General features: G+C 48.9%; 23 protein-coding genes and 1 tRNA gene. 14 read left to right on the forward strand and 10 right to left on the reverse strand.

Annotation, left to right across the window (positions count from 1 at the left end; translation table 11 throughout):
* Positions 1 to 31 precede the first annotated feature (31 nt).
* Entirely contained in the window at positions 32 to 1,555 is a 1,524-nt protein-coding gene (locus tag HMPREF9439_RS00660; protein ID WP_008863331.1) for a 1-deoxy-D-xylulose-5-phosphate synthase, read from the forward strand.
* 80 nt (positions 1,556 to 1,635) lie between these two features.
* Here the strand turns inward: HMPREF9439_RS00660 and HMPREF9439_RS00665 are convergent, their stop codons facing one another.
* Entirely contained in the window at positions 1,636 to 2,838 is a 1,203-nt protein-coding gene (locus tag HMPREF9439_RS00665) for an MFS transporter (protein ID WP_278384243.1), read from the reverse strand.
* A 14-nt stretch (positions 2,839 to 2,852) separates the two neighbouring features.
* Between HMPREF9439_RS00665 and HMPREF9439_RS00670 the strand changes: the two genes are divergently transcribed.
* The 5 genes from HMPREF9439_RS00670 (at position 2,853) to modD (ending at position 6,707) form a co-directional block, all read left to right on the forward strand.
* Entirely contained in the window at positions 2,853 to 3,644 is a 792-nt protein-coding gene (locus HMPREF9439_RS00670; RefSeq protein ID WP_008863333.1) for a MerR family transcriptional regulator, read from the forward strand.
* A 202-nt stretch (positions 3,645 to 3,846) separates the two neighbouring features.
* Entirely contained in the window at positions 3,847 to 4,470 is a 624-nt protein-coding gene (locus tag HMPREF9439_RS00675; RefSeq protein ID WP_244862362.1) for an ATP-binding cassette domain-containing protein, read from the forward strand.
* Positions 4,467 to 5,195, forward strand: coding sequence for a molybdate ABC transporter substrate-binding protein (gene modA / locus HMPREF9439_RS00680; protein WP_008863335.1), 729 nt, complete (start codon positions 4,467 to 4,469; stop codon positions 5,193 to 5,195). The genes HMPREF9439_RS00675 and modA overlap by 4 nt, the downstream gene beginning before the upstream one ends.
* 3 nt (positions 5,196 to 5,198) lie before the next feature.
* Entirely contained in the window at positions 5,199 to 5,867 is a 669-nt protein-coding gene (locus tag HMPREF9439_RS00685) for a molybdate ABC transporter permease subunit (protein ID WP_008810910.1), read from the forward strand.
* Positions 5,868 to 5,870: 3 nt separating this feature from the next.
* Positions 5,871 to 6,707 carry a ModD protein gene (gene modD / locus HMPREF9439_RS00690; protein ID WP_008810909.1) on the forward strand — a complete coding sequence of 279 codons (837 nt, stop codon included), beginning with the start codon at positions 5,871 to 5,873 and terminating at the stop codon, positions 6,705 to 6,707.
* Between the two features lie 180 nt (positions 6,708 to 6,887).
* Here modD and fic read toward each other — a convergent pair whose 3' ends face one another.
* The 3 genes from fic to HMPREF9439_RS00705 all read right to left on the reverse strand — a co-directional run bounded on the left by fic (position 6,888) and on the right by HMPREF9439_RS00705 (position 7,941).
* Positions 6,888 to 7,361, reverse strand: a complete 474-nt coding sequence (gene fic / locus HMPREF9439_RS00695; RefSeq protein WP_008863337.1) for a protein adenylyltransferase Fic — start codon at positions 7,359 to 7,361, stop codon at positions 6,888 to 6,890.
* A 65-nt stretch (positions 7,362 to 7,426) separates the two neighbouring features.
* Positions 7,427 to 7,520: transfer RNA gene (locus HMPREF9439_RS00700), tRNA-Ser, on the reverse strand.
* Positions 7,521 to 7,641: 121 nt separating this feature from the next.
* Complete coding sequence (locus HMPREF9439_RS00705) at positions 7,642 to 7,941, reverse strand: hypothetical protein (RefSeq protein WP_008810907.1); 300 nt, start codon at positions 7,939 to 7,941, stop codon at positions 7,642 to 7,644.
* 149 nt (positions 7,942 to 8,090) lie between these two features.
* Here HMPREF9439_RS00705 and rbr point away from each other — a divergent pair, with 149 nt between their 5' ends.
* Positions 8,091 to 8,630 (forward strand): rubrerythrin, encoded by a 540-nt coding sequence (gene rbr, locus HMPREF9439_RS00710; RefSeq protein ID WP_008810906.1) that lies wholly within the window; start codon positions 8,091 to 8,093, stop codon positions 8,628 to 8,630.
* Here rbr and HMPREF9439_RS00715 read toward each other — a convergent pair.
* The gene (locus HMPREF9439_RS00715; protein ID WP_008863338.1) at positions 8,627 to 9,580 is read right to left on the reverse strand and encodes a DMT family transporter; all 954 of its coding nucleotides are present in this window, start codon (positions 9,578 to 9,580) and stop codon (positions 8,627 to 8,629) included. The genes rbr and HMPREF9439_RS00715 overlap by 4 nt on opposite strands.
* A gap of 101 nt (positions 9,581 to 9,681) precedes the next feature.
* On the opposite strand from HMPREF9439_RS00715, the gene HMPREF9439_RS00720 reads away from it, so the two are divergent.
* The 6 genes from HMPREF9439_RS00720 (at position 9,682) to HMPREF9439_RS00745 (ending at position 14,798) form a co-directional block, all read left to right on the forward strand.
* Positions 9,682 to 10,452 carry a basic amino acid ABC transporter substrate-binding protein gene (locus HMPREF9439_RS00720; protein WP_008863339.1) on the forward strand — a complete coding sequence of 257 codons (771 nt, stop codon included), beginning with the start codon at positions 9,682 to 9,684 and terminating at the stop codon, positions 10,450 to 10,452.
* Between the two features lie 84 nt (positions 10,453 to 10,536).
* Positions 10,537 to 11,208, forward strand: coding sequence for an amino acid ABC transporter permease (locus HMPREF9439_RS00725; RefSeq protein ID WP_008810903.1), 672 nt, complete (start codon positions 10,537 to 10,539; stop codon positions 11,206 to 11,208).
* 2 nt (positions 11,209 to 11,210) lie between these two features.
* A complete protein-coding gene (locus tag HMPREF9439_RS00730) occupies positions 11,211 to 11,954 on the forward strand; it encodes an amino acid ABC transporter ATP-binding protein (RefSeq protein WP_008810902.1) in 744 nt (247 codons plus the stop codon).
* 140 nt (positions 11,955 to 12,094) lie between these two features.
* On the forward strand, positions 12,095 to 13,093 hold the full coding sequence (locus HMPREF9439_RS00735; protein WP_008863340.1) for an ABC transporter substrate-binding protein: 999 nt from the start codon (positions 12,095 to 12,097) through the stop codon (positions 13,091 to 13,093).
* Between the two features lie 15 nt (positions 13,094 to 13,108).
* Positions 13,109 to 14,005, forward strand: coding sequence for an ABC transporter permease (locus HMPREF9439_RS00740; RefSeq protein WP_008810900.1), 897 nt, complete (start codon positions 13,109 to 13,111; stop codon positions 14,003 to 14,005).
* Positions 13,998 to 14,798, forward strand: a complete 801-nt coding sequence (locus tag HMPREF9439_RS00745) for an ABC transporter ATP-binding protein (protein ID WP_008810899.1) — start codon at positions 13,998 to 14,000, stop codon at positions 14,796 to 14,798. The genes HMPREF9439_RS00740 and HMPREF9439_RS00745 overlap by 8 nt, the downstream gene beginning before the upstream one ends.
* 34 nt (positions 14,799 to 14,832) lie before the next feature.
* Here HMPREF9439_RS00745 and tilS read toward each other — a convergent pair whose 3' ends face one another.
* Genes tilS through cysS form a run of 4 tightly spaced genes read right to left on the reverse strand, consistent with a single transcriptional unit; the run spans position 14,833 to position 19,284 of the window.
* The gene (gene tilS / locus HMPREF9439_RS00750; protein WP_008863341.1) at positions 14,833 to 16,269 is read right to left on the reverse strand and encodes a tRNA lysidine(34) synthetase TilS; all 1,437 of its coding nucleotides are present in this window, start codon (positions 16,267 to 16,269) and stop codon (positions 14,833 to 14,835) included.
* Entirely contained in the window at positions 16,250 to 17,221 is a 972-nt protein-coding gene (locus HMPREF9439_RS00755) for an acetyl-CoA carboxylase carboxyltransferase subunit alpha (RefSeq protein WP_008810897.1), read from the reverse strand. Before HMPREF9439_RS00755 ends, tilS begins: the two co-directional genes overlap by 20 nt.
* Before the next feature lie 9 nt (positions 17,222 to 17,230).
* A complete protein-coding gene (locus HMPREF9439_RS00760; RefSeq protein WP_008863342.1) occupies positions 17,231 to 17,884 on the reverse strand; it encodes a DNA-3-methyladenine glycosylase family protein in 654 nt (217 codons plus the stop codon).
* Between the two features lie 5 nt (positions 17,885 to 17,889).
* On the reverse strand, positions 17,890 to 19,284 hold the full coding sequence (gene cysS, locus HMPREF9439_RS00765; protein WP_008863343.1) for a cysteine--tRNA ligase: 1,395 nt from the start codon (positions 19,282 to 19,284) through the stop codon (positions 17,890 to 17,892).
* Positions 19,285 to 19,515: 231 nt separating this feature from the next.
* On the opposite strand from cysS, the gene HMPREF9439_RS00770 reads away from it, so the two are divergent.
* Complete coding sequence (locus tag HMPREF9439_RS00770; protein ID WP_008863344.1) at positions 19,516 to 19,722, forward strand: hypothetical protein; 207 nt, start codon at positions 19,516 to 19,518, stop codon at positions 19,720 to 19,722.
* Between the two features lie 144 nt (positions 19,723 to 19,866).
* On the opposite strand, the gene HMPREF9439_RS00775 is transcribed toward HMPREF9439_RS00770, so the two are convergent.
* Positions 19,867 to 21,561, reverse strand: coding sequence for an FAD-dependent oxidoreductase (locus HMPREF9439_RS00775; RefSeq protein ID WP_008863345.1), 1,695 nt, complete (start codon positions 21,559 to 21,561; stop codon positions 19,867 to 19,869).
* Positions 21,562 to 21,589 lie beyond the last annotated feature (28 nt).

Consider the following 21,589-nt stretch of genomic DNA (forward strand, 5'->3'; position numbering starts at 1 on the left):
ATGACGGTGTTTTACGGGCCCTGTTGATAAAATGCTGACAGGACGTGCTCAGTACTATTTAGACAAGAGCAAGTTCACGGAAATCGGAGAATTCACCGACCCGAATGAAAGCCCAGAATACGATATTTTCTACGCAGGCCACACTTCTCCCTCGATCAGCCTGGCTTTCGGCCTCGCTAAAGCAAGAAGCCTCAAAAAAGAAGACTTCAATATTGTTGCATTCATCGGCGACGGTTCTTTGAGCGGCGGCGTTGCCTTTGAAGGCTTGAATAACGCCGGGAAGCTCAATGACAACTTCATCGTTATCGTCAACGACAACCAAATGGCAATTGCCGAAAACCACGGCAGCCTCTACGACAATTTAAGGGAATTAAGAGAGACCAACGGTCAGAGCGAACACAACTACTTTAAGTCTCTGGGCTATGACTACATTTACGTCGCCGAAGGCAATGACTTAGAGTCTGTGATTAACGCTCTGAAGAAAGCAAAAGACACGAAGAACCCGATCGTTGTTCACTTGAATACTCAAAAGGGCGAAGGTTACGCCCCTGCTGAAGCCCACCGTGAAGAGTTCCACTTCAGCGCACCGTATGACGTCGCTGACGGTGAACCTCTGCAGCAGTCAAATGAGTCGAATTACATCACCGACACGCGCGATTATTTACTCCGAAAGGTTAAAGAAAATCCGGAACTGCTCATCATTTCTTCCGCAACACCTGAAGTCTTCGGCTTCATGGAAAAGGAAAGAAAAGCTTGCGGCAACCAGTACGTTGACGTTGCAATTGCCGAACAGACCGGTGTTTCCACAATGACCGGCGCAGCCAGAGGCGGTGCCAAGGTTATCTACCCTGTAATGGCAACCTTCCTTCAGAGAGCTTATGACCAGCTCGAACAAGACTGGGCCATGGACAACAGTCCTGCCGTCATGCCGGTTATGGGAACTGGTATTCGTGCCCTGACAGACCTGACTCACCTTGGCTTCTGGGACATTCCGATGATCACTTCGATCCCGGAAATCGTTTACCTTGCCCCGACGAATGTTGAAGAATACTTCGCCATGATGGACTGGGCCCTGAATCAGAACGAACACAAAGTTGCCATCCGTGTTCCGACCTATAGCTATGAACACAGCAAGGGGGAGGTCGATACAGACTACAGCGACCTCAATAAGTTCAAGGTCGTTAAAGAAGGCAAAGATGTTGCTGTTATCGCGGCCGGTGACTTCTTCGTTAAAGGCGAAAGCGTTGTCGATGCTTTAGCAGAAAAAGGCATCAATGCAACGTTAATCAATCCTCGCTTCGTCTCCGGTGTTGACACCGAACTTCTGAATTCTCTTAGGCAGAACCATAAGGTTGTTGTGGTTTTGGAAGACGGTTCTAAGGAAGGTGGTTTCGGCGGCAGAATCGCTCAGGCTGTCGGTGCAACCGGCATGAAGTGCCTGACCTACGGTCTTGAAAAGAAGTTCGTTGATCGTTACAACCCTGAAGAACTCGAAAAGGCTTATCGCCTGACAGTTCCTCAGATCGTTGAAGACACTCTCAATGCTTTGAAGTAACAACCAAATTGATAAAAGGCCTCCGCGCAGAGTGGAGACCCTAAAGATTTGTTAACGGAGCGGAAAACCCGCTCCGTTAATTATTTGTGCAGTTTCCTCAGAAGAAGAGCGAGACTAAACATCAATGCGATCAAGCCCAAAACAATAAACAGAGCTTCATGCAGATTCGTGTGCTGGGCCATCCAGCCGATAGACGGCGGAACAACTAACAAACCGCCGTAAGCCATAAAAGCAACCGTACTCGTGGCGGCAGCTGCGGGTATTTTCCCGTTTTTACCTGCCATACTGAAAAGCGTCGGAACAATCGGAGCAAGACCTAGACCCATAACAGAATAGGAAACTAAGACCAGCGCAACGGAGCTAAAGCTCAGTACTCCGACCATGCCGATAAAAGAAATGACGGATCCGAAAATAATCACAGGGATTTCTCCGAATTCTTTTCTAAGCGGATCGCCGACTAAGCGAGCGACGAACGTCACTCCGGAAAAAATTCCGTACACGAGAGCTCCGACTCCCAGCGAAGCTTCTTTCACAGTAGTCAAATAGAGAGCACCCCACTCTCCAACAGAACCTTCAGCTGCATATGCTAAAAGCGCCATAACAGCACAGACCAAAACGACGAGAGGAATTTTGTGTCGGGTCTTAGCGGTTTTTTCTTCATCTACGCGTCTCTCCGGAAGCAGATATTTGTTAAGCAGCAGACTGAGCAATACAAAGGGGACAGAAGCCCAAAAAAAATTAAGGCCTGCCGTTAAACCCACGGTTGCGCAGACTGAGCCGATGAGAGAAGCCAATACAGCCCCAAGGCTGTAGAAAGCATGGAAAAGATTCATGCTCTGACTCTTCGAGTAATGCTCGTACAGCACACCTTGAGTATTCATTGCCACGTCCAGCATACTGATGCCGATCCCCATGGCCCCAAAGCCGAGCAAGACAATTGGAAGTGCAGTACTAAAACCAATCAAACAAAGTCCCGCAGCGGCAATGACGGCAGTAACACACAACACCATTCGGCTGCCCACTTTTCTAATAAGCGCCGGGCTGCCTCCCAATCCGACTAAACCCAAAGCACCCGTGCAAAACAAGCAAAGGCCGATAAGCGAATCTGACAACTCCGCAGCTGCCTTCACAGCAGGAAGACGAGCCATGAGGAGACCGTACATTAAGCCTGGCAATAAGAAGAAAATGCAGCAAGTTAATTTCGATAGCAGAGGATGAAACATATAACTTTTCAAATAGTTAATAATTACGGAAGGGAATGTTAAAGTATGGTGTAACTCCATAGTCAAATCTCAAAATGCTTAAAACCGCTGAATTTGCAAAAATGTGTCACACGACAAAAGACACGCTTATCTTTTATGACCGCATAGACGTTTTTAAACCTGCATTTGTTGATAGCAAAAAATATCGTTATTACGAAGTGCGCCAAGCCGTGCAATTTGCTTTTCTTTCTCACTTAAGAGATATCGGCTTCAGTCTGGAAGAAATTAAAGAATTCATTAAGCGGCCGAATGAAGAGAAATTCATAAAGCGATTAGAGGAGAGATCCGAAGCCTTTCGTGAAGAAATTGAAAAGGCCAAACGATTTCTTCGTTACACGGACGGAATCCTGGAACTAAGCAAAGAAGCCTCTCGACACGTCGAAGGAGTGATTTCGGTTGAGAGAAAGAAAGAGCGGACTTTTCAATACACACCTTTTCTCAAGCCATGCTCCTTCAATACGATGCGGGAATATACAGACTTTCTTTTCGAGTCCAGACAGGATGAGACAACGTCGGTTCCCTGGGGTTATGTCGCCGACTTTAAAAGGGACGCGGACAATAGGCTTGTCTTTTTAGGCAGTTTGGACTTTCCGCTTAAGAGAAAAGGAGTACAGCTGCTAAAGCTCCCTGCAGGACACTACGCTTCTTGGTTCTTTAGAGGAGATATGAACGAACACCAAAAACTGTTCCGGAAAAAAGTTTCCGAACTGGAGAAAAATTACGTTTTGACTGACAAGGCCTTTCTGTTCGATCAATCCTCGGTCCTGCTGCTGGGAAACGGCGAAGTCTTCACAACCAAATACGAGATCTTATTGATCGAAGATTAACAATTTTCTCTAGAGCTCATCACAGCAGGTCGCCGAATTGTTCCCGATCGCTCTCTAGGCCTTTAACGGCGCTATTTCCAAGAATTGTTTTCGATAGTTATTTTGCTATCATCGCTATACATTATTTGAATAGCGAACAATGATCTCCTTCGATTTTACGGTCAGGATAGAAGACAGAAAATTTCGATTCTCTGCTGACTTATTGTCTGAAAGAATTGCAATATTAGGCAGAAGCGGCGCGGGAAAATCCACCTTGGCAAAGGCCCTTGCCGGCTTATTAAAACCCGAATCCGGCTATATCAAATTTGGAAAACGCATTCTTTTTGATTCCAGCACCGGCGTCGACCTCCCGCCTCAAAAAAGAGGAATAGGTTTCGTATTCCAAAATCATCGCTTATTCCCGTTCATGAGCGTCAGAAAGAACTTGTTGTTCGGACGCCATTTCGCCAATAGAAAAAATGCGCTCTCTTTCGACGAAGTCGTTCTCTTTCTGGAACTCGAACCGCTTCTGAACAAGAGTCCTTCAAAACTCTCGGGCGGTGAGTCACAAAGAGTCGCTCTCGGACGAGCTCTGCTCTGTGCTGAAAATTTCATGATTTTGGACGAACCGCTTTCGAGTTTGGATCCTGTCCTCAGCAACTCACTCCAGGGTTATTTGGAAAGAATTCATTCTTTTGCCGGCCTCCCCTTTCTGTACATCACCCATAGACCTAATGAAGCGCTGCGGCTCACCGAAGAGGCCCTGCTGGTCGCGGAGGGGAAAAATGTTCTTCTCGGAAAAACCAACGAAGTTTTAAATCAATCTCAATTTTTAAGGAGTGAATGATGAAAATCCATACTGTTGCTCTCGTTGCTGCTCTTTGCTTCAGCAGTCAAGCCTTTGCCGAAGTCTCCTTGACGACCGGCGCAGGTTACGCAAATATGGCCAAAGAACTTGCAAAAGCTTTCTCAGCGACTTCCGGAAATAAAGTCACTGAAAACTTCGGCGGTAATATCGGCCAAATGATGGCCCAAATCGCAAACGGAAACGGTGCCAATGTCGTGATCTCCGACGAAGGTACTCTCAAGAGCCTTAAAACACCCGTTCAGCTTACCGACATTCATTCCTTAGGAAACACGCCGCTTGTTTTCATTTGGAAGAAAGGCTTGAACCTCAAAGGCGTCTCCGATCTCGGAACGGATAAAGTCAAACAATTTGCTTACCCCGATCCGAAGGCCGCCATTTACGGACGTGCCGCCCAGCAATACCTCGATAACTTAGGGCCTAATACTGTCACAAAAGACAAGGTCATGAAAATCGCTTCTGTTCCGCAGGTCACTGCTTATGTCATCAAAGGTGAGGTTGATGCGGGCTTTGTGAACCGCACAGCCACCCGCGCAAATAAAGAAAAGATCGGCGGAAGCGAAGAATTGACGAAAGGATATGCACCGATTCATATGATTGCAGCCGTTGTGAAGGGACATGAGGGCGACAAGAACGTTCAGCAATTTCTTGCATTCCTTCAATCTGAACAAGCGAAGAAAATCCTTATGAAACATGGAATTCAATAAGCTATGAATTCCGAAACCGTTTTCTTTCCTCTGCTGCTCACAACAAAGACCTGCGCGGTTTCGCTGTTCCTGTTTTTGTTTTTAGCTGTTCCTCTTTCTTATTGGCTTGCCGGCAGGAAAAGCATCTTTGCAAAAGCAGTCGAACTTCTGATTACACTGCCGCTTGTATTCCCGCCGATCGCGCTGGGTTATATGCTGTTGGTAGTTTTAGGAAGAAACGGATTAGTCGGCATCCTCCTAGAAAACTTGGGCCTAAGGATGGTATTTTCACAAACCGGCGTTATTCTCGCTGCATTCATTGCCGGTCTCCCTCTTGTCGTCAAACCTCTGCAGGCCGCCTTTGACTGTCAGGAAGCAAAGGAATTAGAGGAAGCTGCACGCGTATGCGGTCTTAACAAACTCAAAACTTTCTTTTTCATCTCGATTCCTCTTTGTTCAAAAACACTTTTAGCGGGGTTACTTCTTGGATTAGCGAGAGCTTCCGGAGAAGTGGGAATCACCATGATGCTCGGCGGTAATATTTCGGGAAGAACTAATACGCTCTCTCTGGAAATTTTCAACAGTGTCTCCAGAGGAGATTTCGACTGCGCCGCATTTCTGTGCACAATCTTGGCAGTTTTTGCAGGACTTATTTATGCCGCCTTATATTTCCTGCAGCCCAAAAGGATTTAGTTTATGTTTTACATACCCACATCATTTTTAGAAAATATCTTAAAGGAAGACATTCCATGGAATGACAGCACCACAGAGGCGCTCGGTATTTCAGGTGTCCCCGGTAAAATTTCTTGTTTTCCCAAAAAAGACGGCTTCGTCAGCGGCATTGAAATAGGTGTGAGACTTTTCAAAGAAGTCGGCTTAGAGGTGACTTGTATAGGAAAAGACGGCGATTTTTACAGTGCCGGACAAACGGTTTTAGAAGCCCGCGGCACTGCCGAAAAAATCCATTCCGTCTATAAGACCGTCCAAAATATCCTTGAGTACTCTTCCGGAATCACGAACCGCGTCAGAGCGATGACAAGGCAAATCGAGGCTGCCGGTTCTAAGGCCAAAGTCGCTGTCACTAGAAAACATTTCCCCGGAACAAAAACCATTTCTCTGAACGCTGCCCTCTTAGGAGGCGCTATTGTCCATCGCGCCGGACTGTCTGAATCTATTCTTGTTTTCGATCAGCATCGCGTTTTTTGTAAAGATCCCGTTGCCGCCATAAGTGTGGCGAAGAAGCACGAACCTGAAAAGAAAATCGCGGTAGAAGTAGACAATGAAGAGGAAGGTTTTAAATACATCCACGCCGGCGCAGACATTATTCAGTGCGAGCGTTTCAGTCCCGCAGCTCTGAAAGCTTTCGTTGCTAAAGCTAGAAATATTAGAAACGATGTCATCATTAATGCTGCCGGTGGTATTAACGATACCAATGCATCCGAATACGCCCTAACTGGCAGCAACGTATTGGTTACCTCGTGGGTTTATTTTGGACGTCCTTTCGACATCAAAATGAAGATTTCGTCCGATTAGAAAACCAATAGTTTTCGTTTCGAATAACGGCAGGCACCATGATGAGGGCTTGCCGTTTTTTCAATTCGTTTCTAGAACACTTAAGGCATAACACACAAGACTTCAAATACAAGTTGCCAAAAAACTCAAGGCTCTTCGTAAAAGTAAGACTGTTCGATACCTTTGAAGATCATTTCTCGATTATTGACATCTGACGTCAGGGCTGAGAAATCTTAGTTCCAAATCATTCACCGGACTTCTTTCCATCGCTTGAAGATAGGCAGTCTTATCCACTTTTTTCCAGTCGACTACTACACCTAAATTTTTCTTGAGAATCTGGTCAAGCCAAATACGAGTAGACCTTCCATTTCCTTCCATAAAAGGATGGGCTACGTTCATTTCAACGTACTTCGAAATAATTTCCTCGAAGGTCTTTTCAGGCATCTTCTCGATTTTTATTAGCGCCTCAACAAGGTAAAGTGCGTTCACAAAACGGAAGTTTCCCTTCGAGATATTCTGTTGCCTAACTTCACCGGAAAAGTCGTACAGACCGTTAAAGAGATATTTGTGAATTTGCAGGAGGCCTTTGAATGAACCGACTTCGATAGAGTTGACATCTCCTGTTTCAAAGAGTGCCTTTGCTTTGGCAAGGCCCTGTCTATCCAAGTCTTTCATCGTCTCTTGCCGTCGTTGGATAATAAAAAATCCCAGGAGGCAATAGCCAACTGAGAATCAATTAATGGCGGAGAAGGAGGGATTCGAACCCTCGAGACCGGTTTTTGCCAGTCTGCACCCTTAGCAGGGGTGTGCCTTCAGCCACTCGGCCACTTCTCCGCACATCGATCATTGCGATCAGGAAAGCGTATTCTATAGATAAAGTTTATTTTTTGCAAACGAGTTCAAAACGGGTCTCAAAAGGCGAACGTCCACATTCCTCTAAGTATCTCGCTTAACCTCAGTTGTTCGGAATACAGTGAAAGCGAATAACTGCACTGGCTCGCTGCGCTTCGTAATTAAAAATGCGGTTTTTATCGGTTATGTAGTAAACCTGGGGAACTAAATTTTCTTGGATGCCCTTACAATATAAACAGGCTTGATCCTCAAGTCCTTTCGCGACGACTTCACCCTTCATGGTGAAATCAAAATAACCGGAAATCTCATAGTCATTCGGTCCGATTTGTCTATCTGTCCAGCTGCATCCGGCAACAACAGAAGTCAAAACAAAGAGGCCAAGGGTCGTGATTATCCTTTTCATTTTTGCTACTGTTTAAAGTCTTTTATTGCACTGTAACTGATTCGATTTTTCATTTCATCCGCTCCTGTTCGAATTGGTTAACAAGGCTTAAAGTTGTCGTTATAATCCTCCGAAACCCTATTTTTTTAGCTTCTTAATGGAGAAAAAACATGTCTAAACCTTTGGCCGGTACTAAGACCGAAAAGAATTTATGGACGGCCTTTGCCGGTGAATCCCAGGCTCGCAATAAATATGACTACTTTGCCGGTGTCGCCCGCAAAGAAGGTTTCCAGCAGATCGCCGCTATCTTCGAAGAAACGGCTTCTAACGAAAAAGCTCACGCCAAGATTTGGTTCAAAGAACTCCAGGGCATCGGCAATACTGCAGAAAACCTGAAGGCTGCCGCCAGCGGTGAACACTACGAATGGACCGATATGTACGACCAGTTCGCGAAGGACGCCGAGGAAGAAGGCTTCCCCGAACTCGCCGCTAAGTTCCGCGGTGTCGGCGCTATCGAAAAACACCACGAAGAACGTTATCTGAAGCTCTTAAACAACGTCGAAATGCAGAAAGTTTTCGAAAAGAGCGAAATCGTTATGTGGCAGTGCCGTGAATGCGGTAACCTCGTTATCGGCCCGCGCGCTCCTGAAATCTGTCCCGTCTGCTCTCATCCGCAGGCTTATTTCCAGCTTCAGGAAACCAATTTCTAATTTGGTTGACTGACTTTCCGGCCTGAGTCCCGAAAGACTTTCAAAGACAGAAGGACTCCGCCGAGAAGTAAAAAGACCCCAACAACAAGCGTCCATTTGGGCGCTTGTTGTTTATAGATTAGAGAATATATGACCGAGAAGATCGTCTCAAACACGATCATCTGACCGCTCAAGGCCACGGGCAAACGAGCGCTCATCATGTTCCAAAGCGCCATCCCAGCCCATCCGCAGATTAAACCTGCCGCGACCATCAGCAGCACGAACTTAACCGGTGTCTGTCCCAAAACCGCTCCTCCGTGGAGAAAGGCCTCAAAGTTCACCGCAACATAACAAAGCAGTGTCGCAGGCAGCATGGAAGCGCCTTGTGCCGTTGTCCAAGCCAGCGGCGAAACGTTGGGGTGCTTCAGCAACCATTGACTGTTTCGGATCGGAAACCACGTCCATAACGCCATCGCTCCGAAGCTGCACAAAAAGCCCAGCCAATACTCGACAGAAGAAGTGGCCACAGAAATTTCTGAAAATTCGTCAATATTGCCGATCCATAAACCGATTAGAATCATCGCGAGCGGCAAAGAAAGACGCCGCCAGGGCACAACAACAGTGGTCTCTGCTCCGGGTCGATTCGTCAGCAGCGCAACGTTCAACGGGATTAATGCCATCAGCATCCCGGAAGTCGGAACGCCGGCCAAGCGAACTCCTTTCGTCAAAAGAACGTAATAGACGGCGTTCCCGAAAAAACCTAAGCAAAAGGCCTTGATCCAGTCCGATGTGGTCAAAAGCGCCAGCGTCTTTCGACAGTAGTAGCAAATCACTAAACTTCCGATCGAATAGACGGTAAAACGCCCCATCGCTACGGTAGCGGGAGAATATTCAGGTAAAAGCAGCGGAATAATGTAAATAAAACCCCAAAGGGAACATCCGAGTATTCCGTACAGCACGCCCAGAAACATTTATCTATCACCTGTTTTTCTTTTAACGTCTTAATCAATTAGACTTGAGGCTATCGGATTACCACCTAAAATTTAACCTCATTTAAGAAATAGGAGTCTAAATGTTAAAACGCTCGTTTTTGGCTATTCCGCTTGTGGCTGTACTCTCCATGAGTCTCTTGACAGCTTGTGGTAATAAAAAAGAGGCCGCTGCTCCGGCAAAGGCTGAAAAAGTTTTACGCGTTGGCACCAATCCTACATTTGCACCGTTTGAATTCCAGGCTAAAGGTTCTAACGACCTGACCGGTTTCGATATTGACCTGGCTAAAGCACTTGGCAAACAGATGGGTTACAAAGTTGAACTCGTCAACCTCGGCTTCGATGGTCTGATTCCCGCGCTCTCCACAGGCAACATTGACCTCGCTGTCTCCGGAATGTCCATTACGGAAGAACGTAAGAACGCCGTTGATTTCTGCGATCCTTACTACACTTCAGGCCTGATTGTTTTAGTTCGTCCCGACGAAACCAACATCAAAGGCATCAATGATTTAGTCGGCAAAAGAATCGGTGCACAGATCGGCACAACAGGCGCTACAAAGGCCAGCTCTGTTAAAGGCGCTGACGTCAAACAGTACAACAACGCCAACGAGCCGTTCATCGAACTCGACAACAAGGGCGTTGATGCCGTCATCAATGACCAGCCGGTCGTTGCTTACTACCTCGTGAACGGCGGCAAAGGCAAGATGGTCGGTGACATCATGGAAGCCGAGTACTACGGCATCGCTGCCAAAAAAGGAAACAAAGCGCTTGTAAAACAAGTAAATGAAGCCTTAGCAGCGCTTAAAAAGAACGGAGAATACGATAAAATCTACAAGAAGTGGTTCGGAGCTTAATCTGATCCCGCTGTAGAAAGAGAGGGCAGGAATCAACAGTTCCTGCCTGTTGTCATATCTAAACACTGAGAAAATCACATCACAATGGCTTTGGAACTTAACCTGAGCATTATCACAGAGAACCTGCCGCTCTTATTAAAAGGCGCCGGTATCACGCTCGAAATTACTGCTCTTTCCGTGGGATTAGGCTTACTAATCGGTATGTTTGTCGGCGTCGCCAAACTTTCTGACAACCGACTCATACGAGGACTCGCTTCTGTCTACGTAGACTGTATCCGAGGCACGCCTCTGCTGGTTCAGATTTTCTTGGTTTACTTTGCTCTTCCTCAAATTATCGGACACCGAATCGATCCGTTCGTGGCAGCCGTCGGCGCCTGCTCGATTAACAGTGGTGCCTACGTTGCAGAAATCTTCCGCGCCGGTATTCAAAGCATCGACAAAGGACAGATGGAAGCTTCCAGAGCGCTCGGCCTCAACTGGTTTCAGGCCATGCGTTTTGTGATCATGCCGCAGGCGTTTAAGCGCATCATTCCGCCGCTCGGTAACGAATTCATCGCCATGCTGAAAGACTCCTCCTTGGTGTCCGTGATCGGTTTCGAAGAACTGACTCGTACCGGCCAGCTGATCATCTCCAGAACTTACGCCGCGTTTGAAATCTGGATTGTGGTCGCCCTCTTGTACCTCATCATGACTTTGGCCATTTCACGCTTTGTCGCTTTACTTGAAAAACGCTTCTCTAAAGGCACGAGAAAATAATCATGGAAGAAAAAGATTCAAAAACGATGATCTCCGTCAAACACCTCTCCAAAAAATTCGGTGACGTGACGGTCCTCAAAGATATCAATCTGGATATCAAAGAAAAAGAAGTGGTCGTGATTATCGGACCGTCCGGAAGCGGCAAAAGTACGATTCTGCGCTGTCTGAACCACTTGGAAACCCCGAGCGGCGGCGAAATCGTTATCGACGGCATCAAGCTCGAAGAAGGTGCAAACCTAAATGCCATTCGCCGTGAAGTCGGCATGGTCTTCCAAAGGTTTAATCTGTTCCCGAACATGACCGTTCTGCAGAACATCATGCTCGCTCCGATGCAGGTTCGCGGTAAATCTAAAGAAGAAGCTAAAGAAAAAGCCATGCGTCTGCTCAAACGCGTCGGTTTGGAACATAAAGCCGATGCAATGCCGGATGAACTGTCCGGCGGCCAACAGCAGCGTGTTGCTATCGCCCGCGCCTTAGCCATGAACCCGAAAGCCCTCCTCTTTGATGAACCGACCAGCGCTCTTGACCCGGAAATGGTGAAGGAAGTTTTGGACGTCATGAAGTCGCTTGCCAAAGAAGGCATGACCATGGTGGTGGTCACACACGAAATGGGCTTCGCCAAGGAAGTCGGCGACCGCGTGATGTTCGTAGACGGCGGCTTAATTGTCGAAGAAGCCACGCCTGAAGAATTCTTCTCTCATCCGAAGAACAAACGAACTCAGGATTTCCTCTCCAAGATCCTGTAGCCTCGGTTTCAGCTTTTCTTTTCTGCAAATCAGACCTTCGGGTCTGATTTTTTATTGAGAAAAGATTTTTCGTTTGCCTTTCTTAAATAGAATAGGATTTATCGTTTTTCCATAAAAATTTGCATAACAAGAGTACAAATATGAAAATTTCTCGTCTTTGCCTTCTTGCGGCATCCCTTGCCGCAGTCCTGACCGTTACCGGCTGCGATGATAAAAAAACGGCTACTCCTGCTGCTCAGGCCTCTGCTGCTAAAACATATAACATCGGTGTTGTTCAGCTTGTCGAACATCAGGCGCTTGACGCTGCCAACAAGGGCTTTGTCGACGGCCTCGCATCCAAGGGTTTCGTAGAGGGCAAGAACGTCAAATTTGACTTCCAGAATGCTCAGGCGGATCAGTCCAATCTTCGCAATATCGCAACCCGTTTTACCGGCAATAAGGTTGACTTGATCGGCGCCATTGCAACGCCTGCGGCTCAGACTATGGCCAACGCCACGAACAAGATTCCTATCGTCGCAACCGCTGTCACCGATTTTGAAATCGCCAAGCTCGTCAAGAGTAATGACAAACCGGGGACCAACGTAACCGGGTCTTCCGATATGGCGCCCATCAGCAGCTTACTGGAACTGATCGTCAAAATTTATCCTAACGCCAAAAACGTCGGTGTGATGTACTCCTCCAGCGAAATCAATTCCGAACGTCAGGTTCAGATCTTCAAAGAAGAAGCCAAGAAGCACAATCTCAACGTTCGCGAAGCAACTGTCTCTAACGTTAATGACATCCAGCAGGCTGCTCAGAGCTTAGTTGGCAAGGTTGACCTTATCTATACACCGACGGACAACACCATTGCATCCGCTGTTCCGGCTCTAATCAAAATCACCGAAAAAGCCAAACTGCCGGTCTTTGCCGGGGAAGGCGGTGAAGTGAAAGGCGGAGCAACGGCCGCTATCGCGATTGATTACTACGAACTCGGCAAGATCGCAGGCACCATGGCGGCCGATATCCTTGAAGGCAAAGCCAAGCCAGAAACCATGCCGATCCAGTATCAGAAGAACTTCAAGACCGTTTTCAACGGAACCGCCGTTAAGAATCTCGGCTTGACCATCCCGGCTGATGTGAAGCACGAACTCGTTAAGTAATCAAAAGTTCTTTCGATGTTAGATTTAGTTTTATCCACCGTTTCTCAAGGCTTGCTGTGGGCCATTATGGCCCTCGGCGTCTTCCTTACTTTCCGCGTCCTGGATATCGCAGACTTGTCCGTTGAAGGCACCTTCCCTCTCGGTGCTGCTGTCGCAGCTACCTTGATCGACGCAGGTCACTCGGTTTGGTTTGCCATGCTGATTGCGCTGATCGCGGGCTGCATCGGCGGTACGGTCACCGCACTGCTGACCACCAAGCTTAAGATCCCGGCACTGCTTTCCGGCATTCTGACCATGATCGGCCTTTACTCCGTCAACCTCATGATCATGGGAAAAGCCAACGTCCCCCTGCTCCGCGCAGAAACCGTCTTTACGCTGACCGAGGATCTCTTCGGTGTTTCTTCGGTTGTCGCTACCCTGATTGTGGGTTTAATCGCAACGACAGTAGTCGGTGTGATCATGTATTGGTTCTTCGGCACTGTGCTGGGTACTGCTATTCGTGCCACCGGCTGCAACCCTCAGATGGCCCGTGCGCAAGGCATCAACACCAACGTCATGGTCATTCTCGGACTGCTTATCTCTAACGGTTTGGTCGCCCTTTCCGGCGCCCTCGTTGCCCAAAGCAACGGCTTTGCCGACGTGGGTATGGGTACCGGCACTATCGTCATCGGCTTGGCGTCGGTCATTATCGGTGAAGTGCTTTTCGGAACGCGCAGCTTTAAGAACTGGCTGATTTCCGTCGTGCTCGGCTCTGTGGTGTACCGCGCCGTGATCGCCATCGTTCTGGAACTGGGCATGCCGCCGAACGACCTCAAACTGTTCACCGCTGTTTTGGTTGCTATCGCACTTTCTCTGCCTTTGATCAAAAACAAATTCGCCATCATGAAGCGTTCGGAGGAAGCCGATGCTTAAGATTACTCATCTCCATAAGACTTTCTTCCCCAACACGCCGAATGAGAAAAAGGCGCTTCGCGGTGTGAACCTGACGCTTGAAGAAGGAGACTTTGTCACCGTTATCGGTTCCAACGGTTCCGGCAAATCTACTTTGATGAACTGCATTGCAGGCGTTTTTTATCCTGATAAAGGCCACATTCTCATTGACGGAGTCGACGTCACACGCATGCCCGAGCATGTTCGCGCCAAGTACATCGGACGAGTTTTCCAGGATCCGATGAAAGGAACGGCTGCCGATATGCAGGTAGCCGAAAACCTCGCAATGGCAAGCCGCCGTGGCAAACCTTTATCGCTCAAGTGGAGCTCTCAGAGTAGTCAGTTGGCTGAGTTCCGTGAGGCTTTGAAAGAGCTGGATTTAGGTCTTGAGAACCGTCTGGAAACCCGCATCGGAACGCTTTCTGGCGGCCAAAGACAATCCATCACGCTGCTGATGGCCACTCTGGTTCCGCCCAAGCTTTTACTTCTGGACGAACACACCGCTGCCTTAGACCCGAAAACGGCTGAGAAAGTCTTAAATCTGACGCAGAAGCGTGTTTCTGAGGGCAATCTCACCACGCTGATGATCACGCACAATATGCGAGATGCTCTGCGTTTCGGCAATCGTCTGATCATGATGCACGAAGGCCGTGTGGTGGTAGACGTAAAGGGAGAGCAAAAGAAGGAACTAACGATTCAGTCTCTCCTGGAGCTTTTCGAGAAGGCCAGCGGCGCAGAGTTCGATGATCCCGAAGCCCTGCTTACCGTCGACTAACAAAAACTTTTGAAATTCTTCCGGTCCCGGTCTGTTAAGAAAATAGGCCGGGATTTTTTATGAATTCAATTTTGTATCGCGGCGTACCGTCGTCATCCACTTGCTCGCGAACTTCGGAGCCGACGCCGCCCACATAAATCAGCGTTTTGCCCCGCCAAACCAAAGGCAGGTTCTTGCGTTCAAACTCAGGGACCCCTGCTTCCTGGAAGAGCATTTTGAGGGCTTTGCGGGGACGGAATTTATGAATCTTGATTTTCTCACCGCCGGAGCGCCGGCGAATCGAGAGCGGCTGAGCTTTCAGATAACCTTCGTTAAAGCCCTCTTCGGCCGGTGTGAAAACAAGCTTCCCGTTGTACTGTGGTAAGTCAATTTCAGGTTCTCCGTGCCATTCGACAATGATCTCAGCTTCGCTTTCCGGCTTTTCATGCTCGGTGACCATAAGACGAGACCCGTATTTGCGAATTTCTAAACCGTCGGAGAACATGAGACAGACACTTTGCTTTGTCGTCTCTTTGATCTGGCGAATCATTTCCAGCAGACGCGTCCTCGGCAGGGGTTTAAAACCTACTCTGTCGAGCCACAATCTCAGAACCCGAGCTCTGCGTCCAGCAGGAAGTGCTAAAAAATCGTCAATACGAAGGTATTTCCCGTCGTTCTCAGACGCTTGATTAAAGTCGTCTTCGGCGACATCACGAAGCGTCTCTGCCGCTTCTGCTATCAGCTCTATGCTGCGGGCTGCGGCTGTTTTGAATCCCGGACGAATCTTTTCCAGTTCGGGAATGATGTTGTGCCGAATCGCGTTGCGAAGATATTTCGTATCTTCATTACTTTCATCTTCGACCCACTTGATACCTCGAATTTCGGCAAAACGTTCCAGTTCTGTCCTTTGAAACCCGAGCAGCGGACGCATAATCGTGCATCCGTCTTTGCGAAGCAGCGGAGGCATGGCGGCTAATCCCGCAGGACCTGAGCCTCTCATCCATTGAATAAGGAACGTTTCGAGCTGATCGTCTAAATGATGAGCCGTTAAGATCGCGTCCGCCGCTGCCTTCCTCGCTTCCTCTTCGAGAACTTCATAACGAAGCTGACGCGCTTCAGCCTCAAAACCGGCGCCGCCCGAAGGCACTGTCACTTTTCTGAGAACAAACCGCACACCGCACTTCTTCGCGCGCTCTTCACAAAACTCAGCCCATTCGTTGGCATGCTTTGAAAGGCCGTGGTGGACGTGGACCGCGGTAATTTCGCCGTAAGACTTTCCCTTGAGCTGGGAGACTGCGTAAAGCAGAACGGAGGAATCCAGACCGCCCGAGAAGGCGACAATCACATTGATCGGTTTCTCGCCGGAAGCAATCGGCAGTCCGTCGGCGGACAGCTGCAGCTGTCGGGCAGTATTTTCAAGAGCTGTCCGGACACGCGTTGTAATGCCGCGGACAGTTTTCTTTTCAGAAGGATTATTTTTCGACTTCGGCATATTTTCCGTAGTTGAGGAGCTTCTTGTAGCGTTCTTCCAGAAGCTCCTCGGTGCTCATGCGCTTCAGCGTGCGAAGGGAATCGCTCAAAGAACGCTTTAAGGTTTGGGCCATCGCTTCAGGATCGCGATGAGCGCCGCCTAAAGGCTCAGGCAGGATCTTGTCGATCAGACCGGCATCAAACAGCTGGTGAGCGGTCAATCCCAAGGCCTTTGCTGCATCCGGAGCCTTAGCTGCACTCTTCCACAAAATGGAAGCACAGCCTTCCGGCGAAATAACGGAATAAGTGGAATACTGAAGCATCTGAACGACATCAGCCACTGCAATCGCCAAGGCGCCGCCGGAGCCGCCCTCGCCAATTACCGTTGCAACGATCGGCGTTTTCAGTCGACTCATCACAAAGAGGTTGTGACCGATCGCCTCGGACTGCCCGCGCTCTTCAGCGCCGATGCCCGGATAGGCACCCGGTGTGTCGACGAAGGTAAAGATCGGCATGGAGAACTTCTCGGCTGTCTGCATCAAGCGGAGCGCTTTGCGATAGCCTTCCGGACGGCTCATTCCGAAATTACGGAGCGTTCTTTCGCGCGTATCACGGCCTTTCTGATGTCCGATCACCATAACCGGCTCACCGTTAAAACGAGCCATGCCGCCGACAATAGAAGGATCATCCGCGTAAGCACGATCACCGTGCAGTTCATGGAAGTCCGTAAAAATCATGTTGATGTAATCCAGTGTGTACGGACGATTCGGATGGCGAGCCAAAAGCGACATTTCCCAAGGAGAAAGCTTATTGAAGATTTCTTTGAGAAGTTTGGCTTTTTTCTTTTCAAGCCCGTTGATGTCGCTCGTTAAATCCAAACCTTCGGATCCGGAGCTCATATCGCGGAGTTCCTGAATTTTTTCCTCAAGCTGAGCAACGGGTTTTTCAAATTCTAAGTAAGTGACTTTTGCCATGTTATTCCTTTAGTACTGCATCGGTCCGTTGTTAAGGCTTCGCCATAAATACCATGTGCCGGCGGTTTTCCATGGACCCCATTTGGCAATCACCGATGACATTTCTTCTTTTCGGTCGGCCGCTGACCATTCTTCAAACGCGATCTCCGGAAAATACGCTTGGCCGACGGCTTTGATAAAGCCGTAATCGAGCATTGGAGCAACATCCGGACGACGCAGCGCAAAGATCAAAAACATTTCCGCCGTCCAGGGGCCTACGCCTTTGATGGTACAAAGTTCCTTGATAACTTCCTCATTGGAACGATGTTGAAAGCCGTCGGCCGCATCCGGATTCTCGAGAAAAAAGCGACAGATATCAAAAACGTACTCAATCTTACGTTCGCTCAAACCTGCGGTCCTCAAGGTTCGACGATGTTTGCGGGTAATAATTTCAGGTTTTATTTCTTTACAGGCTTTAGCAAACCGTTCCCATATGTTGGCCGCCGCTTTAACGGAGATCTGCTGCCCGATCACGGAGCGCAGCAGCGTCTCAAAAGGATTCCCGCGAGTCGCAAGAAATCCTTCAGGATTGGCGCGAATGATTTGGGCCATGACGGGATCAGCTTCGGAAAGCTCCTTTTTAGCTTGATCCCACCATTCGGGTTTTTCGGTTTGCTCTGCCATAGAGATTAAGCTCTGCGCCAAGTCGTCACACCGCCGGGAGCATCTTCCAAAACAATATTCTTTTCTAAGAGCTCCTTACGGATTTCATCAGCTCTTGCCCAGTTCTTAGCAGCCTTTGCCGCCTTTCTTTCCGCGATCAAGGCTTCGACAGCTGCTTCGTCCACTGAATCCACGGCGCCTTTGACGAAGGCTTCTGGGTCTAGCTGGAGGATGCCAAGCACACCGCCGAGTTTTTTGAGCTGGCGTGCAAGTTCAGGAGACTTCGTTTGGTTGACTTCTTTGGCCAATTCGAAGAGAACAGCAACAGCCTGAGCCGTATTGAAATCGTCATCCATCGCTTCTTTGAACTGAGCGGCATACTTTTCGTTCCAGTCCAGAGGGTTGTCGTCTGCTGGCGTATTTTTGAGCGCCGTATAAAGACGAATCAGTGCCTGATGAGCGTCTTCGACCAAAGCAGAAGAGAAATCGATCGGGCTTCTGTAGTGGGAGCGCAGTAAGAAGAAACGGAGCGTTTCGTTGCCGTTCTTGTCGCCGTACTGAGTGTTCGTTTCCTTTAAAGCATCACGGATGGTCCAGAAGTTGCCGAGAGACTTACTCATTTTCTCGCCGTTGACGCGCAGCGGACCGGAGTGCATCCAGGTGTTCACGAACTTCTTACCGTTGGCAGCTTCACTCTGAGCGATTTCATTTTCATGGTGCGGGAACATCAAGTCAGGACCGCCGCCGTGAATATCAAAGGTTTCTCCAAGCAGATCACAGCTCATGGCAGAGCACTCAATATGCCAGCCGGGACGTCCTTTGCCCCATTTGGAATCCCACTCGGGTTCACCGGGTTTTGCTCTCTTCCAAAGTGCAAAGTCCAGCGGATCCTGCTTGGCTTCCTCAACTCTAACGCGCTCCCCGGGCTGCAGTTCGTCGACTTTCTTGCCGGACAAGGCGCCGTAGGGTTTAAATTTACGAACGGAGAAATCGACGTCACCATTCTTGTCCTGATAGGCATAGCCCTTTTCTTCGAGCTTCTCGATCAGGGCAAGCATCTTAGGAATGTATTGAGTCGCTCTCGGCTCAACGCTCGGAGGCAAGCAGCCGAGTTCACCGAGATCTTCCTGCATGCGCTTGGTATAGGTCTCGGCCAGCTCGGACGGCAGAATCTTGCGTTCAGCCGCACGTTTAATAATCTTGTCGTCAACATCGGTTACGTTGCGGACGAATTTGACGTCGTAGCCGCTCTCCTGGAGCCAGCGTCTTGCCACGTCAAAAGCGATAAATGTTCTTCCGTGTCCAATGTGGCAGTCATCGTAGACGGTAACGCCGCAAACATACATTCCGACTTTTTCGGGTGTAATGGATTTAAAGGGCTCCACGCTACGAGAGAGCGTATTGTAAATTTTTAAGGCCATCGGACTTCCTTTCGTTAATGGAACAGCCGGATTGAGTCGAAGCTTCCTAACTTCTGCTCGCACCGAGCCTAATTTGTTGATTTTACCAAATGGAAGCCTTCACACCTAAGCAGGAAACCGTCTGTACCAAAGACAAAGATACTCCCGACCTAAGTAGAAATCCTAGGGCTCAAGACTTGTCATAAACATCAGATCGTTTAGATTGGGAGAAGTTGTTCTAAGGAGATCGTTATGAAGCGTTTTACAATCGTCCTTGCTTTGCTGTCGTTACCTTTCATTGCCGGCTGCATGCACCACGGCCATTACTACAACGATCATCGTCCGTACGCCCCCGACGGCTACTACGGACCGCATCGTTATGACAATTCGGCCTATCCGCAATACCCTTGCGCAGAACCTCAGCAGAGAATGCCGCACCGCGGTTACCATCGGTACTAAACCGAAAAAGAATATTTGAGAGCATTCTTGAAAAAATCCTTTTCAAGAGCCTCCGTGAAAAAAAAAGCGAAAACCGGAGAACCGATTTTCGCTTTTGGTTTTTATGTAGTGCCGGAAAATTTTCCGGACTGGATTTTCACAATATCACTTGATTTCCATCGACTTCACGGTTTTATCAATGTCACCGCCGGCAGCCATAACGCCAGCCAAACGTCCGAACGTCAAAGCTCTGCCGTGATTCATGCCCGGGCAAATGGTCGGATAGTCGCCGGATCCGAAGTAGTCACCGGCCGCGGCGCCGCAAACGTAGAGGCCTTCGATCGGTTTATCATTCTTGTCTAAGACATGAAGGCTAGGATCAGTATGCAAACCGCCGGACATTGCGAGGAGTGTGCTCACAAGACGGCCGGCATAGAACGGGCCCTTCTGAATCGGAGTAAGCAGTTCGGGACGCTTGCCGAAATCATCGTCATGGCCTTTAGCCGCAAGTTCGTTGTAGCGAGTTACGGTTGCTTTAAAGGCTTCTACAGGAACGCCCATCTTCTGAGCAAGTTCATCAAGTGTATCGGCAACGACAACCTTACCGTCCTTGATGTGCTGCGCCTGGGAAGCCTTTTCAATTTCAACGTTCCAGCCGTTGCCCCAAGGCTGCCACATTTGTCCGTAGAAAAGACCGCCGGCGAGGTTGCCGTCAACCTGTTTCTTCACGTCCTGTGTCCAGTTGGAGTCGTAGACCGTCCATGCAATTCCGTGCGGCTGAAGTTCTTTAGAGCAAGACTTGGACTGGGTGTTGACGTCTTCGTTCATAAAACGTTCGCCGTTGGCGTTCACATGCAGGAAACCGTAGCTGCCGGCGCCGGCCTCTAAGTGAACCGTTGCTGCATGGTTATCGTTCTTCTGCATCACGCCGCCGGCCTGCATCGCCATGATGTGGGCGTCACCGGTGTTGGATTTTGTCGGGAAGTAGATCTGTGCATCGGCGTGCAGAGAATACGGGGCAAAAGCCTTTCTCATTTCTTCATTGGAGCCGTAGCAGCCGGTTGCAATGATGACGCCTTTTGCGGCATTGATCTGGGTATAGTTATTCGGTCTGCCGGCGATGAGACCGGTAACGCGCTTGTTAGCGTCCTGAATGAACTGGACGGCAGGAGTACGGTACATCAGTGTGACGCCGGCTTTCTTCAGTTCTTCTTCAAAGCAAGGCATGAGCGCGACATTGCCGATGCCTTCGGAGTTACCGTATGTGTAGTCAAGATTGATGTTCTTGTTGTAGAAGAAGTGCGTGACGGGGAATTCGGTGTAAGTCGGGCCTTTGTAATAGCCTTCCCAAAGTGTCACATTGGTGTCGTGTTTGCCGGCAATGTCAATGGCCCAATCCATGCAGTCACCGCACTTTCTGGCAAACATCCAAAGCAGGCGTTCATCCATTCTGCCTTGGCCCCATGCCACCAGACGGCGGACGATTTCGGCGGCATCAATATCGATACCCATCTTTTTCTGCAGAGAACTGTTAAAGGCAGTGATATGACCGCCTCGACAGCTCCAGCCACGGGTTTTTTCAACTAGAACGACTTTGGCACCTTCCTGAGCGGCTGCCAGTGCGGCTGCAAAACCGGCAAGGCCTGCACCGATCACCACAACGTCGGTGTTCACTGTCTTTTTGATCTGTTCCGGAGCAATCTTGGGCGCCGGTTTTTCCCAGCTCCAGCCGCTGCACTTCGGCCGCTGCCACTTTTCAGGAATATCACCGGCGTGCGCTGCAGTTCCGGCCATAGCTGCGCCTGTCGCGGCTAACGTGCTTTTAAGGAAACCGCGGCGAGAAATTTCAACTTTTGACATTTTTATTCTCCTTGGTGAGAAGTTAAGT

This window comes from Parasutterella excrementihominis YIT 11859 (assembly GCF_000205025.1).
Classification (GTDB): Bacteria; Pseudomonadota; Gammaproteobacteria; order Burkholderiales; family Burkholderiaceae_F; genus Parasutterella; species Parasutterella excrementihominis.

What these genes read in the sequence shown, in the direction of transcription:
- HMPREF9439_RS00660 (WP_008863331.1), top strand. Translation starts at nt 32, where the DNA reads ATGCTGACAGGACGTGCTCAGTACTATTTAGACAAGAGCAAGTTCACG.
- HMPREF9439_RS00665 (WP_278384243.1), bottom strand. Translation starts at nt 2,838, where the DNA reads ATGGAGTTACACCATACTTTAACATTCCCTTCCGTAATTATTAACTAT.
- HMPREF9439_RS00670 (WP_008863333.1), top strand. Translation starts at nt 2,853, where the DNA reads ATGCTTAAAACCGCTGAATTTGCAAAAATGTGTCACACGACAAAAGAC.
- modA (WP_008863335.1), top strand. Translation starts at nt 4,467, where the DNA reads ATGATGAAAATCCATACTGTTGCTCTCGTTGCTGCTCTTTGCTTCAGC.
- HMPREF9439_RS00685 (WP_008810910.1), top strand. Translation starts at nt 5,199, where the DNA reads ATGAATTCCGAAACCGTTTTCTTTCCTCTGCTGCTCACAACAAAGACC.
- modD (WP_008810909.1), top strand. Translation starts at nt 5,871, where the DNA reads ATGTTTTACATACCCACATCATTTTTAGAAAATATCTTAAAGGAAGAC.
- fic (WP_008863337.1), bottom strand. Translation starts at nt 7,361, where the DNA reads ATGAAAGACTTGGATAGACAGGGCCTTGCCAAAGCAAAGGCACTCTTT.
- HMPREF9439_RS00705 (WP_008810907.1), bottom strand. Translation starts at nt 7,941, where the DNA reads ATGAAAAGGATAATCACGACCCTTGGCCTCTTTGTTTTGACTTCTGTT.
- rbr (WP_008810906.1), top strand. Translation starts at nt 8,091, where the DNA reads ATGTCTAAACCTTTGGCCGGTACTAAGACCGAAAAGAATTTATGGACG.
- HMPREF9439_RS00715 (WP_008863338.1), bottom strand. Translation starts at nt 9,580, where the DNA reads ATGTTTCTGGGCGTGCTGTACGGAATACTCGGATGTTCCCTTTGGGGT.
- HMPREF9439_RS00720 (WP_008863339.1), top strand. Translation starts at nt 9,682, where the DNA reads ATGTTAAAACGCTCGTTTTTGGCTATTCCGCTTGTGGCTGTACTCTCC.
- HMPREF9439_RS00725 (WP_008810903.1), top strand. Translation starts at nt 10,537, where the DNA reads ATGGCTTTGGAACTTAACCTGAGCATTATCACAGAGAACCTGCCGCTC.
- HMPREF9439_RS00730 (WP_008810902.1), top strand. Translation starts at nt 11,211, where the DNA reads ATGGAAGAAAAAGATTCAAAAACGATGATCTCCGTCAAACACCTCTCC.
- HMPREF9439_RS00735 (WP_008863340.1), top strand. Translation starts at nt 12,095, where the DNA reads ATGAAAATTTCTCGTCTTTGCCTTCTTGCGGCATCCCTTGCCGCAGTC.
- HMPREF9439_RS00740 (WP_008810900.1), top strand. Translation starts at nt 13,109, where the DNA reads ATGTTAGATTTAGTTTTATCCACCGTTTCTCAAGGCTTGCTGTGGGCC.
- HMPREF9439_RS00745 (WP_008810899.1), top strand. Translation starts at nt 13,998, where the DNA reads ATGCTTAAGATTACTCATCTCCATAAGACTTTCTTCCCCAACACGCCG.
- tilS (WP_008863341.1), bottom strand. Translation starts at nt 16,269, where the DNA reads ATGCCGAAGTCGAAAAATAATCCTTCTGAAAAGAAAACTGTCCGCGGC.
- HMPREF9439_RS00755 (WP_008810897.1), bottom strand. Translation starts at nt 17,221, where the DNA reads ATGGCAAAAGTCACTTACTTAGAATTTGAAAAACCCGTTGCTCAGCTT.
- HMPREF9439_RS00760 (WP_008863342.1), bottom strand. Translation starts at nt 17,884, where the DNA reads ATGGCAGAGCAAACCGAAAAACCCGAATGGTGGGATCAAGCTAAAAAG.
- cysS (WP_008863343.1), bottom strand. Translation starts at nt 19,284, where the DNA reads ATGGCCTTAAAAATTTACAATACGCTCTCTCGTAGCGTGGAGCCCTTT.
- HMPREF9439_RS00770 (WP_008863344.1), top strand. Translation starts at nt 19,516, where the DNA reads ATGAAGCGTTTTACAATCGTCCTTGCTTTGCTGTCGTTACCTTTCATT.
- HMPREF9439_RS00775 (WP_008863345.1), bottom strand. Translation starts at nt 21,561, where the DNA reads ATGTCAAAAGTTGAAATTTCTCGCCGCGGTTTCCTTAAAAGCACGTTA.